General features: G+C 63.1%; 16 protein-coding genes. 4 read left to right on the top strand and 12 right to left on the bottom strand.

Annotated elements, in window-relative coordinates; genetic code table 11:
* Positions 1 to 5 precede the first annotated feature (5 nt).
* From hflD to OKC30_RS06810, 9 genes are all read right to left on the bottom strand, one after another.
* On the bottom strand, positions 6 to 617 hold the full coding sequence (hflD, locus tag OKC30_RS06770; RefSeq protein ID WP_010673618.1) for a high frequency lysogenization protein HflD: 612 nt from the start codon (positions 615 to 617) through the stop codon (positions 6 to 8).
* A gap of 262 nt (positions 618 to 879) precedes the next feature.
* A complete protein-coding gene (gene mnmA, locus OKC30_RS06775; protein WP_270667849.1) occupies positions 880 to 1,986 on the bottom strand; it encodes a tRNA 2-thiouridine(34) synthase MnmA in 1,107 nt (368 codons plus the stop codon).
* Between the two features lie 158 nt (positions 1,987 to 2,144).
* The gene (locus OKC30_RS06780) at positions 2,145 to 2,612 is read right to left on the bottom strand and encodes an NUDIX hydrolase (RefSeq protein ID WP_039039255.1); all 468 of its coding nucleotides are present in this window, start codon (positions 2,610 to 2,612) and stop codon (positions 2,145 to 2,147) included.
* A 64-nt stretch (positions 2,613 to 2,676) separates the two neighbouring features.
* Complete coding sequence (locus OKC30_RS06785) at positions 2,677 to 3,585, bottom strand: pseudouridine synthase (RefSeq protein ID WP_270666557.1); 909 nt, start codon at positions 3,583 to 3,585, stop codon at positions 2,677 to 2,679.
* An 82-nt stretch (positions 3,586 to 3,667) separates the two neighbouring features.
* A complete protein-coding gene (locus tag OKC30_RS06790) occupies positions 3,668 to 4,135 on the bottom strand; it encodes a GNAT family N-acetyltransferase (protein WP_270666555.1) in 468 nt (155 codons plus the stop codon).
* A complete protein-coding gene (locus OKC30_RS06795) occupies positions 4,132 to 4,326 on the bottom strand; it encodes a hypothetical protein (RefSeq protein WP_053288269.1) in 195 nt (64 codons plus the stop codon). Before OKC30_RS06795 ends, OKC30_RS06790 begins: the two co-directional genes overlap by 4 nt.
* Positions 4,327 to 4,333: 7 nt before the next feature.
* Positions 4,334 to 5,095, bottom strand: coding sequence for a DUF3142 domain-containing protein (locus OKC30_RS06800; RefSeq protein ID WP_270666552.1), 762 nt, complete (start codon positions 5,093 to 5,095; stop codon positions 4,334 to 4,336).
* 3 nt (positions 5,096 to 5,098) lie between these two features.
* Positions 5,099 to 7,219, bottom strand: coding sequence for a hypothetical protein (locus OKC30_RS06805; protein WP_270666550.1), 2,121 nt, complete (start codon positions 7,217 to 7,219; stop codon positions 5,099 to 5,101).
* Positions 7,220 to 7,465: 246 nt separating this feature from the next.
* Entirely contained in the window at positions 7,466 to 7,759 is a 294-nt protein-coding gene (locus OKC30_RS06810) for a hypothetical protein (protein WP_042879347.1), read from the bottom strand.
* 558 nt (positions 7,760 to 8,317) lie between these two features.
* Here OKC30_RS06810 and OKC30_RS06815 point away from each other — a divergent pair.
* A complete protein-coding gene (locus OKC30_RS06815) occupies positions 8,318 to 8,467 on the top strand; it encodes a hypothetical protein (protein WP_010673628.1) in 150 nt (49 codons plus the stop codon).
* A gap of 85 nt (positions 8,468 to 8,552) precedes the next feature.
* On the opposite strand, the gene OKC30_RS06820 is transcribed toward OKC30_RS06815, so the two are convergent.
* Positions 8,553 to 9,644, bottom strand: a complete 1,092-nt coding sequence (locus OKC30_RS06820) for an alpha/beta hydrolase (RefSeq protein ID WP_039039248.1) — start codon at positions 9,642 to 9,644, stop codon at positions 8,553 to 8,555.
* 410 nt (positions 9,645 to 10,054) lie between these two features.
* Between OKC30_RS06820 and icd the strand changes: the two genes are divergently transcribed.
* Positions 10,055 to 11,308 carry an NADP-dependent isocitrate dehydrogenase gene (icd, locus tag OKC30_RS06825; protein ID WP_010673630.1) on the top strand — a complete coding sequence of 418 codons (1,254 nt, stop codon included), beginning with the start codon at positions 10,055 to 10,057 and terminating at the stop codon, positions 11,306 to 11,308.
* A gap of 66 nt (positions 11,309 to 11,374) precedes the next feature.
* On the opposite strand, the gene OKC30_RS06830 is transcribed toward icd, so the two are convergent.
* Entirely contained in the window at positions 11,375 to 11,551 is a 177-nt protein-coding gene (locus OKC30_RS06830) for a hypothetical protein (RefSeq protein ID WP_010673631.1), read from the bottom strand.
* A gap of 339 nt (positions 11,552 to 11,890) precedes the next feature.
* Complete coding sequence (gene dsdA, locus OKC30_RS06835; RefSeq protein ID WP_270667856.1) at positions 11,891 to 13,207, bottom strand: D-serine ammonia-lyase; 1,317 nt, start codon at positions 13,205 to 13,207, stop codon at positions 11,891 to 11,893.
* Between the two features lie 230 nt (positions 13,208 to 13,437).
* On the opposite strand from dsdA, the gene dsdC reads away from it, so the two are divergent.
* Positions 13,438 to 14,382, top strand: a complete 945-nt coding sequence (dsdC, locus tag OKC30_RS06840) for a DNA-binding transcriptional regulator DsdC (RefSeq protein ID WP_270667854.1) — start codon at positions 13,438 to 13,440, stop codon at positions 14,380 to 14,382.
* Positions 14,383 to 14,731: 349 nt separating this feature from the next.
* Positions 14,732 to 15,139, top strand: a complete 408-nt coding sequence (locus OKC30_RS06845) for an H-NS family histone-like protein (RefSeq protein ID WP_010673634.1) — start codon at positions 14,732 to 14,734, stop codon at positions 15,137 to 15,139.
* Positions 15,140 to 15,354: the final 215 nt, after the last annotated feature.

Raw genomic sequence — 15,354 nt, forward strand, 5'->3', positions numbered from 1 at the left:
GGGGGTTAAAATCGTTTGGCCAGTTCCACCATCTTCTTGCGGGCGAAGATGATCTGGGTACGGCTGCCGCCGAGCTGGCGCCACAGCACCACGGCGCGGATGCCTGCGAGCAGCAGGGCGCGCACCTTGTGCTGCACCAGGGGCTGCTGCAGGAACAGCGGGGTGCCCGCCACCTGGATGCGCGGCCCGATGGGGCTGATAAGGTCGCTGTAGATGCTCGCCATGTTGGCCAGGATCTGCTCGTCGAGCAGATCGAAATGCTGTTGCTGGCGGCCGATCTGGCTGATCCGCTCCCCCAGCATGTTGAGGATGTCCTTGCGCTTGGCGAGCTTGCGCTCCAGCGCGATCAGGCTCACCACGTAGCGGGTCAGCTCGGCATTCTTCTGGCTGCCGTCGGCCCCCAGCTGTTCCACCAGGGCGCGATAGCCGTCGCGAATAGCCAGGTGGCTGCCGAACACTTCCAGCGGCTGCGTGGGGTTGGTGACCAGAATGCTTTGCAGGCTCTCGCGCAGGGAGGCTTCGTCGCAGGAGCCGTCACGGGCCACTTTCTGCACCAGATAGGCGGCCTGGCAGATGCCTGCGAAGGCCATGGTTCTGTCTTGGAATTTGTCGCTCATATGTTCACGGCCCTGTTCTGTTCGTTCACCGGCTGATGCCGTCGCAGGCCATGATCCGGCCCTGGAATTTGTCGCTCATATGTTCACGGCCCTGTTCTGTTCGTTCACCGGCTGATGCCGCCGCAGGCCATGATCCGGCCCTGGAATTTGTCGGTCATACGTCGCTGCTTTGTGCCTGTATTACTCTGCTGCTTCTTTCTTTGTCCCTTCTCCCGCGAGGGGAGAAGGGAGTACAGCGCGGACGCTCGTGAGCGCCCAGCCCTTAGACCGGATGGCTGAAACGTTGTTCGATGATGCCACCGCCCAGACACACTTCCCCGTCGTAGAAGACGGCGGACTGGCCCGGGGTCACCGCAGCCTGTTTCTCGTCGAAGATGACCCGGATGGTCTCATCGTCGATGGGCTGGATCAGGCAGGGGATGTCTTCCTGACGGTAACGGGTCTTGACGGTGCAGCGGCGCGGCGCGCGAATGGGGGTGCGATCCACCCAGTGCAGCTGGCTCGCGACCAGGCCGTCGGAGTAGAGGCGGGGGTGTTCCCCTTGCGCCACCACGAGCGTGTTGCGCTCCACCTCTTTGTCCACCACGTACCAGGCCTCTTCGGTGGCATCTTTGCGACCGCCGATGCCAAGCCCCTTGCGCTGGCCCAGGGTGTGGTACATCACCCCCTGATGCTCGCCGATGATCTTGCCGTCCACGGTTTCGATGGGGCCGGGCTGGGCGGGCAGGAACTTGGCCAGGAAGTCCTTGAACTTGCGCTCACCGATGAAGCAGATGCCGGTGGAGTCTTTCTTCTTGGCGGTGATGAGATCCAGCTGCTCGGCGATGCGGCGCACCTCGGGTTTTTCCAGATCCCCGACCGGGAACAGGCTCTGACCCACCTGGGCTTCGCTCAGGGTATAGAGGAAGTAACTCTGATCCTTGTTGGTATCGAGGCCGCGCAGCAGGCGCGGGCGGCCGGTGCTGTCGTCACGGCGCACATAGTGGCCGGTGGCGATGTAGGTGGCCCCCAGCTCTTCGGCGGCAAACTCCAGGAACGCCTTGAACTTGATCTCCTTGTTGCACAGGATGTCCGGGTTCGGGGTGCGACCCGCCTTGTACTCTTCCAGGAAGTGTTCGAAGACGTTGTCCCAGTATTCGGCGGCGAAGTTGATGGTGTGGAGTTTCATCCCCAGCTTGTCGCAGACGGCCTTGGCATCAGCCAAATCCTGGGCGGCAGAGCAGTACTCGTCCGTGTCGTCTTCTTCCCAGTTCTTCATGAACAAGCCTTCGACCTGATAGCCCTGCTGCTGGAGCAGGTAGGCCGAGACGGAAGAATCCACGCCGCCGGACATGCCGACGATCACCTTGATTTGGCTGTTGTCTGTCATTAGTCGAAGTTACCAGTTCGTTTAAACGGGGCGTATTCTACCAGAGTTTTGCGCCCCCGGTCACATCTCCCTGCCGCCGTTCCCCTTGGAAGCCCGGCGGCGGGAAATCGTTTTTCTTGTCTCGGTCCCATAGCGTCAAAAAGAGCGTCCAATGGCGCTTAGATGAAGGCCTTGAGGGCCGACAGCGGCAAGCGGGTGCCTGCCAGATAGTCCTGGATACACTGCCACACCAGAGGGCTTCGCAGGGCGGGCTTGCACTCGGCAATCTCCTCTAGGCTGAGCCAGTGACAGGCCAGTACGTCACCGTCGGGATCCTCTGGATGGTGCTGACCGGGCGACTTTTCAAGGTCGAAGATGACGGCGGTGCGCACAAAGGTGGCCTCGCTGTCCGCCGGTTTGAAGAGGTAGACCCCGAGCCAGCCGGTGGGCGCGGCGGTGAGTCCGGTCTCCTCCTTCAGCTCGCGGCAGGCCGCCTGGATGAGATCTTCTCCCGGCTCCACGTGGCCGGCGGGCTGGTTGAAGCGGCGCTGGCCCGCAATCTCCTCTTCCACCAGCAAGAAACGCCCTTGCCAGTGCACCAGGGCGGCCACGGTGAGGCGGGTGGGCAGCGGTGGGTGATCGCTCATAAGGACTCCTTGTCTTGTTGACTGTGCCCCGGCAGGGGCGTTCGATGCAGATCCGCTGTCGCCTTCATTCAGAGGGCTTGGTGCGAGCCGGACGGCGGGCGGTGGTGCGCCCGCCGCTGCGATTGCCGGGGCGCGGGTCTGTCCCGCGGCGGTCCCGCCCCTGGGGTGGATCCTGATCTGTTGGCCGGGCGGTGCGGGGGGCACTGCGGCCAGTGCCCCCGGCTGCGGCGGATGCCCGTGGTTTGCCTTGCGTGGCGGCTGGTCGTGGCGCGGTTGCCAGCTCGGGGGCGGGCAGGGCGCGGCTCTCTCCCGGCGCCAGACCATCGAGGGTCCACTCCCCGATGGCGTAGCGGATGAGGCGCAAGGTGGGGTGGCCAATGTGGGCGGTCATGCGCCGCACCTGGCGGTTGCGCCCCTCCACTATTTTGATCTCCAGCCAGCAGGTGGGGATCTCCCTGCGCTCGCGTATGGGCGGATTGCGTGGCCACACCGCAGGGTCATCCATGATGCGCGCCCCGGCGGGCAGGGTCATGCCGTCGTTGAGTTCCACTCCGGCGCGAAGAGCGGACAGTTTCTCCTCGCTCGGGATGCCTTCCACCTGCACCCAGTAGGTCTTGGGGGTCTTCTCTCCCGGCTGGGTGAGGCGTGCTTGCAACTTGCCGTCGTTGGTGAGCAGCAAGAGCCCTTCGCTGTCTCGATCCAGCCTGCCCGCGGCATAGATGCCGGGCTCTTTGATGTAATCCTTGAGGGTCTCGCGGCCCGCCTCGTCGGTGAACTGGCAGAGCACCATGTAAGGCTTGTTCAAGAGCAGCAGCTTGCGATCCACCGGGGCGGGGGCCGGTTTGCGCTCGTTGACTCTCCCTGGGTGCCGGGCCTCCCGGTGTTGGGATGGGTGCACCGTGGTGGGCCCGCTGGCCGTGCGGCCTGCGTCAGGGCGGGCGGAGAGGGAGAGACGGGGACGGGCTGATTTCATCGCATGCCTACCAAAAACAGGGGATGGCGGAGTGTACCACAGGGGGCGGCCATCAGGGGGAGAGCGGGGCTTACCTCTCGGGTCAGGGGGAGGCGGTGTCCGGCGCCAGTGCGAGGGAGAGGCGCAGCATGTCCTTGTGCTGGATGCCGTGCTCCATCAGGGGCTCGGGATAGTGGATGAGGAAGTGATCCTTCACGACGGCATGGACGCGAAAGCCGTGGCGCTGGTAATAGGTGAGCTGGTGGCCGAAGCTGCCGGTACCGAGTTCGACGCGGCCTATCCCCTTCCCGGTCAGGTTCGCCAGCACGAAGCGCAGCAGGCCGGAGCCGATGCCCTGCTGCTGGCGGTTGGGGGCAACGGCGATGTTGAAGATCTCGGCGGTTTGCTCCCCCACCAGGCCCGCCACGCAGGCCCCCACGACCTCGTTGTCCGCCAAGGCGGCAAAGCCCCAGGCCCCGGGCAGGTAGGCGGCGATGCGCGACGCGGCGGGATCGGCCTCCAGCAGCAGGGCCAGCGGCAGGTGAGCGGGGTTCATCTCGACAAACGTCATCCTTGTTTCTCTTCCTGTTTGTGACGGCGCGTGGCGCGCAGCACGATGGCGGGCTTGACCGATGTGGTGGCTCGGGCGGCGTTCCTCTCGCACGGCATCTCGCCCGGTGTGGATGCCACCAGCCGGATCAGGGTCGGCCACTGCTGCTTGCCGTGGGCACGCCCTTGCCCCTGTGCCCCGATAGGGTTCACCCGCGTCTCAGTGGGCGTCATGCCGGGGAACAGGGGGGCTGGTCCCCGGGATCGGCGCCGGGCGGTTGAGCAGGAAGACCACCTCGCCCCGGTAGTGGGGGGAGGCGGCCAGTGTTGTCTGCCAGGCGGGATCCCACTCCCCATCCTGCACCAGCCCTACCTTGAACGGGATGGTCAGGTGCGCCATGGCGGGCAGATAGGCCTGATAGCCCGGCACCGTACGCGTGCCCTGATAGGTCTGGATCACCAGCTCGTCCACGGGCAGGCGATTGAGCTCTGCCACGTCCCCCGTTTTCGCCCAGTCGAGCAGCCCCGTCACGCTGAGCTTGCACTCGGGAGGCAGGGCGCGCCGCAGTTGTTGCAGGGCGTTGCCATAGCGATCGAGCTGGCGGGTCGCCGCATCGAAGTCGATCTGGATGCCCGCCACCCTGGCCCCGGCCGCGCGCCACCCCTCGTAGAGGCGCACCAGCACCTGCTCGTGGGCGGGGGAGAGGGGGAGGGCGTTGACACGCACCACCAGCCAGACCTGCCCGGCCTTGAGGGGGGAGGGAACACGCCCCAGCTTGACGAAGCGGGGGCCGCCGGGCCTGTCCAGGATCTCCCCCTGATGCAGATAGAGGGTGCTGGCCTGTTCCAGTACCGGCTGGTGGCGGGTGGCGGACCAGAGCCAGAACCCGTGATAGGCGCTGGCATCGACACTGGCCTCAAGGGGGGTGGCCAGGGCCGTCAGCAGCAGCGCCAGCAGGGCGCGCTCAGGGGGTCTGCTCATGGCTCACCAGTAGTATTTGAGGGATCTGGCCCACACCGAGTTGCCATAGCGCTGCTTGAGGGTGTTGAACCAGGCCTGCCGGGTGCGTTTGGGGATCTCCTGGCTGTCGCAGCTGTTGTAGCCGGAGGGGGCATAGCACTGGATGGCGCGATAGAGGGCATAGCTCTTGTCTTCGGGCTCCGCCTTGGGGTTGGCCATCACGGCCTGATAGAGGGCGAGGCGACTCGGGAACGTGGGACGCTCGTCTTGCGCCAGCCCCCAGATCATCTCGCGATCCTGCCACAGGTCGATATGGGGATCCCGGCTGCGCAGGTATTCCCCGAAGCAGTTGAGGGCATGACCATCGTCGGGGCGCTGCACCAGGGCGCCAAGGGTCTGGGCCAGATCCCGGCAGTGGTAGCCCTGGGGCGTCCCCTCTCCGCGCCACTGGAACGCCGAGAGGCGCACATCCCCGTTGGGCACGGGCTCCCAGGGCGCGTCGGCGGGAGGGGTCGCCTCCTTGTAATCGGCGGGGATGAGGGCCACATCCTGCAAGAAGGTGGCCGGGTCGCTGGCGATGAGATCCCGCACCAGCAGGGTATGGAGCGCAATCTGCCGCTCCGCCGCGCTCGGGCCCTGACTGGCTTGCTGGCGCAACAGGGCGGGTTCGGCCTCCTGCTTGAGCACGGCCGCGCGGATGCGCAGCTGGGTGATGGGGCTGCCCGGCTGGAAGATGGCGGCCGTGTTGCCGGTGCGCACCCAGTGATCCGCCAGCACGTTCTCCACGAACGCCTGCTGGGCCTGACCCAGGGGGGAGGCCACCAGTGCCATCAGGGCCTGCTCGGCCTTGTCGAAGGCCTTCATGCCCTGCCAGGCCCAGATGCGCAGCATCTGGTGGCTGAATGCCAGGGTGGCGTCCTCCTGCCCCGGGGAGGGCAGGGCCAGCACCTGCTCGAACTGCTTGACCAAAAAGAGGGCGTAGGCCTTGAGATAGGCCGCCTGCGCCTGGTGACCGGTTTTTTGCAGGTGCGCGATGGCGTCGTCCAGCTGGGCATCTTGCCAGTCCCGCGGCCGCTCATAGGTCGGTCTGAGACCCCGCAGGGCATTGACGAACAGCAGCGCCGGCTGGGCCGAGTCCTGATAGGCCGCCTGATGGCGATAGGCATCGCCACTGAGCAGGGTGAGATCGATCTCGTTGACCAGGGCCTCCAGCGCCGGCAAGGGCTGGCGGGTTGCCATGGCCTCGTCATAGGCATCCCGCAGGGCGCCGAGATCACCGGACATCCACTGGATGCGTCTGAACAGTCCTCTGGTCGAGCTGGCGTAGCGCCCTTGCGGGTAGGCCACCAGATAGGCCTGGCCCTGGGCCATGGCGCGGCGAAGGGCCTCCTTGTCGCTCCTGGTCACGTCCTGATCGCCGTATTCGTCCTTCGCCTCCTTCATCGCGAGGTTGATCTCCGTGCGCATCACCATGTAGGTCGCGCTCTCGGCCACCCAGGGGGCCTTGGCCTGCTGCAAGGCGGCAAAGCCTGCGCGGGCCTCCTCGAAGCGGCTCTCGTAGAAGTGCCGGGCGGACTGCAGATACCTCTGCCACTCCAGGGCAGCATCGCTCATTTCGGTCGCGGGGGCCGGGCTCTCCTGTTGTCCCAGGATCAGCAGACGGCTTCGCAGCAGCGACGTGCGCTCCGGGGCGGGCACCCCGCTCTGCTCGAGGGCGTCCAGAAACGCGCTGACCGAGGAGAGGGAGTTGGAGATGGCGTGGCCGTAGAGGGAGTCGTGGCCCGCGTAGTGCTCGAGCAGCGGTGGGAGGGACGGGTCGTAGGCGGCCAGCCGGCTGCCGAGCTGCTCGCGCAGCGCCGGGTCCTCCACCTCCTCCGGCTGGGGGAGGCGGGTGAGGTAGAACAGCGGCTGGCTGCGCTCGTTCAGCGGATCTGCCGGCAGGGTGAAGGGCAGGGGGTGATGCTGGGCATCCCCCAGCAGCATCAGCAGGTTGCCCCGGGTGTCGTTCTCGTTGAGATAGAGCGGATAGGTGGGGAGAGGGCAGTCGGTGAGCCAGAAGCCGCACCCGTCACCGTCACCGGAGGCGAGGGCGGGCAGTGCAACCAGCGTCATCGCCAGCACCGAGCAGTGGGTCAGAGATGTCATGGGATCGCTATCCGTTTGTGGGCCCGCGCCGTGCGTGACGCCCGGGCCGGAAAAGGGGGTTCGCAGTGGCGGGCAATAGTACGAAACAGGGTCACAAACGACAACCCATTCTGACCTGGTCGGCGCTCTCCCTGTCAGGACGCCTGCGCCATCCCCCTGTCCCGAGCGCGTGCTCTTTGCTGCTTCGCGGGTGTCAGCATCTGCCATCGCCATACATCGCCATACAAAAAGGGCGAATGTGGATGCTTATATCGGGGGTTCTTCGGTGCGAAAGAGCGCCTTGCCGCAGGCGAGGCAGGTGTGGCGAAAGCGATGATCAGGCCAGCCGGTCTGGGGGTGGCCCAGCACCTTGTCGGAGCCGCAGGCGCAGCAGCGCGCCCCCAGTTCATCGTCGATGGCGCATTCGGGATGCTGGTGCAGGTAGTCGGCGCGGGTGGGAAGGCGCAGCCAGTCGGGCTGGGCATGGCGCTGGTTCCAGAAATAGCACCCATAGAAGGTGCCTGCGGCGACGGGCAGGGCAAACCACCAGAAGAGATCCATGTCATGACTCCGACGAGAGGAGATGAGGGCGGCAACAACCCGCTCAGCAGGCGTGGTGTGGCTTCATTTTATCGGGGCGGGAGTGGGGCGGGATATGCCCGGATGGGTAACAAGCGAACCTGCTGGTGGTCGGGCTGGCAAGCCGCAGGGCCGGGGTTGGGGATTATCTATCCATTAAAGAGATGGGTTGCGTCATAACCTATCGTGTTCTTGGATGGACAAGGGGGCCTTTCCGGTCGCAAAACCCGGAGAGCGGGGAGTTTTTGTGAAAAAAAATGTGCATATCCTCGTCATGCTGATCTCAAGGGAGTCATTGAGCGAATTATAAATATCAAGATATTGATATCAATGGCAAAAACAGTGTTTTTATCAGGCGTTTTCAGGGTGGATAATGGGGTTTCATAAGGAGCTTTAACCCATTTTCTAGATTGGTTTTTGCATAATCAATCGTTTATTTTGTTGGACAATTGGGGAAAACCTGGTGTCCAATCGGGTGAGCAGGTTGGCCAAACAGTGCCGTCAGCCAGTGTGTAACCCGAGATGTAAGGAGACATCCTGATGGAAAAACTTGACCAAAAAATCGACACCATGCGCCAGGAATTCGAGTCCCAGGGGCAAAAACAGGCCCAGGACAGATGGCAGGCCAGGGTCGATGAACTGCAACGGGAGCGCAGCGAAGCGCCCCAGCCGGAAGCGGCAGAACACTAGCCCCTGGCGGCCTTGTAGCCACCAAGTGAGCGCATAATGAAAAACCACCGCCCTGTTCGGGGCGGTGGTTTTTTTTGCGCAGTGGCTAGAGGCGATAGAGGTTCTGGGCCGCATCGAACAGCTCCGCGCTCTCGCCGGTGCCGCCGTTGAAGACGGTGTGGAAGAAGCGCAGCACCTTCTCGTTGGCGAGGGCATCCCCTTCAAAGTAGGCGTGAGAGTCCCCCACATGGGGCTGATTGGTCACGTCCACGTAGGTGGCCGTTCTGGCATCCAGCCGCCGGGTGTAGTGGCCGAGCCTCGCCTTTTGCTGCTCCCCCATCTTCATGCGCGATGCCATCAGGGCACCATCGCGCTCATTGATGGTGATGTAGAGGCGGTTGCGACACTGGATGCGATCGACCCACTGGGCGTGAAGCTCGTTGTTGGTGTCGGCGGCGGCCATGATGATGTTGTCGAACAGCAGCTGGTTGGCGTGGTAGGTGGTGCTGCCCAGCAGGTGCTTGAACAGGTAGTTGCCCATGCTGTGCAGCAGCAGGTTGATGGTGAAGGGGCAGCGCTTGTTCACCTCCTTGGCGAAGTAGCGATCCCAGGCCTCGCCGTTGTCGGCGAACTTCTTCTGGGCCTTCTCTTCCAGTTGCGTCACATACTGGCCGTTGAACTCGTCGAGCAGCCCCTTCATCTTCTCCAGCACCCGGTCAAGGGCACCGGCCGAGGCCAGGGCATCGCGCTTGTCGCTCTTGTAGCTCAGCACGCCCCGGGCGCCGCCGCCATTGGCGGGCCAGCTGAAGCAGAGCACCTCGACGCCGTACCGGGCCTCGAGCCCCGCGGCCCGTTCCAGCACATCGTCAAGATCGTTGTTGAAGCCGTGTACGAACAGCAGCAGGTGTTTGCCGGTCTTGAGCTTCTGCTTGGCCGTGCTGCCGGTCCCGGCGCAGCGCTCCAGCAGCTTGCGCGCCACATAGGCGCTGGCCGGGTGGGGGAGGTCGGGGTCAAGGCCGACGCTGGCGGCCATCTCGGCGGTGATCTGATCCGGCAGCAGGTCCAGCTGCCACTGCTTGCCCTGACGCCGGGCCTCGGCGAGGCGCAGTTCGTTGGGGCCCTCTGCGGGTTTTTCGCCAAAGATCTCGCTGGGGGTCTTGCCCTGCTCGTTGACCATCCGGTTGGTGACGATAAACATGGTGTTCTCCTTGTTGTCGTGCTCTCTTCATGATCGGCCACGCCCCGGGCGCCCCGATCACTGGCAAAGAGCCTAGTCCGGATCCGGCTGCCTGTCCCCCGGCGCGCCTTGCCTCGCCAAAGGGGTTACGACGATGTAAAGGCGAACGGGATTTGGGGGAATGGCGCCTTCGGGGCGGCGAGGGCAGGAAGACGCTGTCATCACTAGAGGAAGAGGCCCGGATGGACGGGGCCTGCGCCTCGTCAGGACCAGAGGGCAGCGAGGGAGTAGGGGATCCTCAGGCGCACTGTGATCCACTCCCCGACTATGGTCTGACATGCACGCCCGCTATTTGATTATGCAAATGGATGGGCTTAAGATGGCCGCGCGCAACGATCAGATTGATAACAAACGGAAGTTAGGAGATGCCGATGGAAAGCAAAGTAGTTATCCCGACCCAGGGCCAGAAAATCACAGTCGATGCCAGCGGCAAGCTGCAGGTTCCCCACAATCCCATCATTCCGTTTATCGAAGGGGATGGTATCGGTGTGGACGTGACCCCGGCCATGTTGAATGTGGTGAATGCTGCGGTCGAGAAAGCCTACAAAGGCGAGCGCAAGATCGCCTGGATGGAGATCTATACCGGCGAGAAATCGACTCATGTCTATGGCGAAGGTGCCTGGCTGCCGGCCGAAACCCTGGATTTCATTCGTGAATACTGCGTGGCCATTAAGGGCCCGCTGACCACCCCGGTCGGCGGTGGTATTCGCTCCCTCAACGTGGCCCTGCGCCAGGAGCTGGACCTCTACGTCTGCCTGCGCCCGGTCCGTTACTACGAAGGGACCCCGAGCCCGGTCAAGCACCCCGAGCTGACCGACATGGTGATCTTCCGCGAGAACGCCGAAGACATCTACGCTGGCATCGAGTGGAAGGCGGACAGCGATGAAGCCAAGAAGGTGATTGCTTTCCTGCAAAACGAGATGGGCGTGAAGAAAATTCGCTTCCCCGAGTCCTGCGGCATCGGCATCAAGCCCATGTCCAAGGCCGGTACCGAGCGTCTGGTCCGTGCCGCCATCGAGTACGCCATCGACAACGATCGCGACTCCGTGACCCTGGTGCACAAGGGCAACATCATGAAGTTCACCGAGGGTGCCTTCAAGGATTGGGGCTATGCCCTGGCCCAGAAAGAGTACGATGCCCAGCTCATCGACGGCGGCCCCTGGTGCTCCTTCAAGAACCCGAAGACCGGCAAGACCATCGTGGTCAAGGACGTCATCGCCGATGCCTTCCTGCAACAGATCCTGCTGCGCCCGGCCGAGTATGACGTCATCGCCTGTATGAACCTCAACGGCGACTACATCTCCGACGCGCTGGCGGCCCAGGTCGGCGGCATCGGCATCGCCCCGGGCGCCAACATCGGCGACGGTGTGGCCCTGTTCGAGGCTACCCACGGCACCGCGCCCAAGTACGCCGGTCAGGACAAGGTCAACCCGGGTTCCCTCATCCTCTCCGCCGAGATGATGCTGCGCCACCTGGGTTGGACCGAGGCGGCCGACCTCATCGTCAAGGGGATGGAAGCGGCGATTGCCAACAAGACCGTCACCTATGACTTCGAGCGACTGATGGAAGGTGCCACCCTGCGTTCCTGCTCCCAGTTCGCCCAGGACATGATCGACCAGATGTGATCCGGGTCGTTGAAATGCAAAACCGGCGCCATGAGCGCCGGTTTTTTTATGGAGGAGAGCAGGTCGTCAGGTGGTTTTTTCCACGTGCTGCTCGTAGATCTGCTGCCATTTGCTGGTCTCGGCCTCATCTCCACGGGCCTGCCAGAATTCGCAGATGGAGCTGGCGAGCTCGGATGCCATGGCGTGGTCTCCGTCACGGCGGCTCATCAGATATTGTCCCAACCAGCTTTGATATTGTTTCATCGCCCGATCTCCTTATCTAAGGTGCCCAGAGGGGAGTGCTCCTGGCGTCAAGGTCGCGCAGGAGCGATTCGAACTGGGCACATGTTGTGCTGCGCCCGGCAGGTGTTGGTCGCCGGATCCGGTGGTTATCTCACCGGAAAAAGGGGACAACGGGGCGCAGATGTCAAAAAACGGTCTCTATCGTATCACAAAATAACCAGTCGGTGGGGCTGGATGACAAATCAGGCTGTCCAGCAGTCTGGCCGTCTGTGTCATGGTGGCGAGGGCTGAGGCGCCATCTTGCTGATCTCGCAGCAGAAAAACCCGCCAGGTCGGCGGGTCACGGGGGCGAAAAAAAGATCAGATCCGGGCGCAGGCCAGGTATTTTTCCATCTCCTCGGCGGGCACCATGCCGCCGCCGGTGGCCCACACCAGGTGGGTGGCCCCGGCCATCTTGGCTGCATCCAGTCCTTGCCCACTCTGCCACTCAAGGTCGGCGGCCACTCGCCAGGGGCCAGCCATGCCCGCCAGTGCCGAGGGCTCGAGCCGGATCTCTTCATCCCGGGCCAGGAGCCCCAGCAGGTCGTACATCTCCTGATCCCTCAGGGTGTAGAAGCCCGCAAGCAGCCGCTCCATGGCGCGGCCGACAAAACCGGAGGCGCGTCCCACCGCGAGGCCGTCGGCGGCGGTGAGGTTGTCGATGCCAAGGTCTTGCACCGCAATGGCATCGTGCAACCCGGTGTAGACCCCGAGCAGCATGCAGGGGGAGTGGGTGGGCTCGGCGAAGAAGCAGTGCACGTTGTCCCCGAACGCCAGCTTGAGGCCAAAGGCCACCCCGCCCGGGCCGCCGCCGACGCCGCAAGGCAGGTAGACGAAGAGCGGATGGTCGGCGTCCACCCTGATGCCCATCTCGTCGAACTGCTTTTTCACCCGCTCGCCCGCCACCGCATAGCCGAGGAACAGGGTGCGAGAGTGCTCGTCATCGATGAAGAAGCAGGCGGGATCGCGTTCGGCCTCCTTGCGCCCCTGCTCCACCGCCACCCCGTAATCGTCGGCATATTCCACGACGATGGCGCCATGTTCGCGCAACTTTTTCTTCTTCCACTCCCGCGCATCGGCGGACATGTGGACGGTGACGCGAAAGCCGAGGCGGGCGCTCATGATGCCGATGGAGAGGCCGAGGTTGCCGGTCGACCCCACCGCGATGCTGTACTGGCTGAAGAAGTGGCGGAACTCGTCCGAGAACAGCGTGCGATAGTCATCCGTCTCGCGCAGCAGCCCAGCCTGGATGGCCAGGTGTTCGGCATGGGCCAGCACCTCGTGGATGCCGCCGCGCGCCTTGATGGAGCCGGAGATGGGCAGATGGCTGTCTTGTTTGAGCAGCAACCTGCCGGTGAGTTCGACGCCGTAGCGCTTATTGAGGGCCCCCTGCAGGGTCGGGATGGCGGCGATCCCGGACTCGATGATGCCGTGGCTGGCGCGGGTTTCGGGGAAGGCCTCGCACAGGTAGGGGGCGAAGCGGGCGAGCCGGGCGGAGGCGGCGGCCACATCGTGCCGGGTGAGGCCCACATGGGGCAAGCCTTCCGCCAGAGTGGTGGCCCCCGGATTGAACCAGGTCAGGGGATCGAGGGCCATCAGCCTCTCGAGTAGGGGAAAGCGGGCGATGAGCCCGGCCATGTCGGTGTGTGTCACGGGAACCTCGAGGGAGTGGTGAGGGGATGCCCCATTGAACGGTACGCGGGGCGGGCTGACAAATGATAAAAAGCGGGGCTTGGATGAGCTGGATTGATGCAAAGAGGAAAAATTCCTCGCTCTCATCGTGAAGGCAAGGTTTTGGGTTTGTCTGGTGAATGCAACCTCCTGTCATCTGGTATCATCGGGCAGATCAAAAGAGAGGAGGGGGGACCATGGGAAGCGATGAACACTATGCGCTTAGGCGAAAGCTGCTGAGCGGTTATCAACTCGCCAGGCTCCATACTTTCGAGGCGGCGGCGCGGCACGGCTCCTTTGCGCTGGCGGCGGAGGAGCTCTCCCTGAGCCCGAGTGCGGTCAGCCACAGGATTGGCACCCTGGAAGAGGAGCTCGGCTTCCCGCTGTTCCAGCGCTTTCATCGCAAGGTGGTGCTGACTGCGGGCGGGCAGCGCGTCTTCTGGGCGCTAAAGTCGTCGCTGGAGTTCATCAATCAGGAGGTGCTGGAGATCCGGGATCAGGCGTTGTCGGGCTCCCTGACGATCCACTCGCGCCCCTCCATCGCCCAGTGCTGGCTGGTGCCGAGGCTCGCCGACTTCTCCCGCCAGCATCCTCTGATCGAGCTCAACCTGCTGACGGGCAACGAGAACATCAACCTGCAGGGGTATGGCATCGATCTGACCCTGAATTTCGACGCCAGGATGCCGGAGCGGCTCACCATCCACCCCCTGATGGACGAGTACATGGTGCCGGTGTGCAGCCCGGACTATGCCGAGGAGCACGGGCTGCTGGAGAGCCCGGACAAGCTGCAGCACTGTCGCCTGCTGCACGACAGGCAGGCCTGGGGTCATGACACGGACAGTGACGAGTGGCGCACCTGGGGGAGCCACTGGCATCTCTCCCTGGAGGCTTGCGCGTCGCACATGGGATTTGATCGGGCGGATCTGGCGATCCTTGCCGCCACCCACCACGCCGGTGTCGCCATGGGGCGCAGGCAACTGGCAAGCCAGGCGCTGGCGAGCGGAGCGCTGGTGATGCCCTTCCCGGACATGGCGGTGCGCTGCGAGCCGCGTTATTACCTGGCGACCCTCCCTCATCGCCAGTGTCCCAAGATCCAGGCATTCATCCGCTGGATACAGGATCAGGCGCAAGGGGCATCCTGACACGGGACCTGGTTTATTGTCCGCGAAGGTCATGGCCATGAGCGCACTATTTGTACAATAAGGGCCAGCACTGCTGCTAAATGACCTGGCGCAGAGCGACGCGGGTAAGAGATAACAGCGTGAGCAACGGATGAGGTAAGCCTGAGATTAACCGGGGAAAATAGGAAATAAAGTCTGTGAGAGTATTCCCAATAAGTATCAGGCAGGGAATTAACCACGGTGAATAATGTCCATATGGTGTCAGCGCTTTGCCGGATGGTATAAAAACATTATGTTGTTATCCAATGGGCATGCTATTCTCAAATCGTGTTATCCCTGTGACATACAAAAATAATTCTGTGAGGAAGTAATGAACGAGTTTCTGAAGGTTCTGCTGAACATTCGCAGCTTGCGCGCTGCCATTCGTGAACTGCCGTTTGAGCAACTGCAAGAAGCGAAAGAAAAGTTTGACCTGGTATATAACGAGCGTGCCGAGTCCGTTGAACAGGAACGTGCCGAACAGGAAGAGCGTCAGCGCAAACTGAATGAATTCACCGAAATGCTGCAACAGGCTGGTATCGATCCCCGTGAGCTGATCGGCAGCGTGGCGGCTCCGGCTGCGGCGGGCACCACCAAGAGCAAGCGTGCTCCCCGTCCTGCGAAATACAAGTACCAGGAAGACGGTCAGGAGAAGACCTGGACCGGTCAGGGTCGTATGCCCAAGGCCATCGCCGAGCAAGTTGCGCTGGGCAAGGATCTGAACGATTTCCTGATCTGATCGCCGGATCCGGATCTCGATAATGCCGCCTGCAGGGCGGCATTGTTATTTTCAGGGTTCAGAGGATGTCGCAGTAAAACCCAATTGCGCAGGTTACTCCGGTTAATTGGAGAGCCTCGTCTGGAATAGCCATAACCACAGGGTGAGAGCGTGAACAAATTGTTAAATTGAGGTCAATTTAGCCAACCCAGCATCCAGTACCTTTTCCAGATAGG

The sequence above is a fragment of the Aeromonas sp. QDB18 genome (genome assembly GCF_027705325.1).
Taxonomy (GTDB): Bacteria; Pseudomonadota; Gammaproteobacteria; order Enterobacterales; family Aeromonadaceae; genus Aeromonas; species Aeromonas caviae.

Coding starts and splice junctions, on each gene's coding strand:
- hflD (WP_010673618.1), bottom strand. CDS start 617: ATGAGCGACAAATTCCAAGACAGAACCATGGCCTTCGCAGGCATCTGC.
- mnmA (WP_270667849.1), bottom strand. CDS start 1,986: ATGACAGACAACAGCCAAATCAAGGTGATCGTCGGCATGTCCGGCGGC.
- OKC30_RS06780 (WP_039039255.1), bottom strand. CDS start 2,612: ATGAGCGATCACCCACCGCTGCCCACCCGCCTCACCGTGGCCGCCCTG.
- OKC30_RS06785 (WP_270666557.1), bottom strand. CDS start 3,585: ATGAAATCAGCCCGTCCCCGTCTCTCCCTCTCCGCCCGCCCTGACGCA.
- OKC30_RS06790 (WP_270666555.1), bottom strand. CDS start 4,135: ATGACGTTTGTCGAGATGAACCCCGCTCACCTGCCGCTGGCCCTGCTG.
- OKC30_RS06800 (WP_270666552.1), bottom strand. CDS start 5,095: ATGAGCAGACCCCCTGAGCGCGCCCTGCTGGCGCTGCTGCTGACGGCC.
- OKC30_RS06805 (WP_270666550.1), bottom strand. CDS start 7,219: ATGACATCTCTGACCCACTGCTCGGTGCTGGCGATGACGCTGGTTGCA.
- OKC30_RS06810 (WP_042879347.1), bottom strand. CDS start 7,759: ATGGATCTCTTCTGGTGGTTTGCCCTGCCCGTCGCCGCAGGCACCTTC.
- OKC30_RS06815 (WP_010673628.1), top strand. CDS start 8,318: ATGGAAAAACTTGACCAAAAAATCGACACCATGCGCCAGGAATTCGAG.
- OKC30_RS06820 (WP_039039248.1), bottom strand. CDS start 9,644: ATGTTTATCGTCACCAACCGGATGGTCAACGAGCAGGGCAAGACCCCC.
- icd (WP_010673630.1), top strand. CDS start 10,055: ATGGAAAGCAAAGTAGTTATCCCGACCCAGGGCCAGAAAATCACAGTC.
- OKC30_RS06830 (WP_010673631.1), bottom strand. CDS start 11,551: ATGAAACAATATCAAAGCTGGTTGGGACAATATCTGATGAGCCGCCGT.
- dsdA (WP_270667856.1), bottom strand. CDS start 13,207: ATGGCCGGGCTCATCGCCCGCTTTCCCCTACTCGAGAGGCTGATGGCC.
- dsdC (WP_270667854.1), top strand. CDS start 13,438: ATGGGAAGCGATGAACACTATGCGCTTAGGCGAAAGCTGCTGAGCGGT.
- OKC30_RS06845 (WP_010673634.1), top strand. CDS start 14,732: ATGAACGAGTTTCTGAAGGTTCTGCTGAACATTCGCAGCTTGCGCGCT.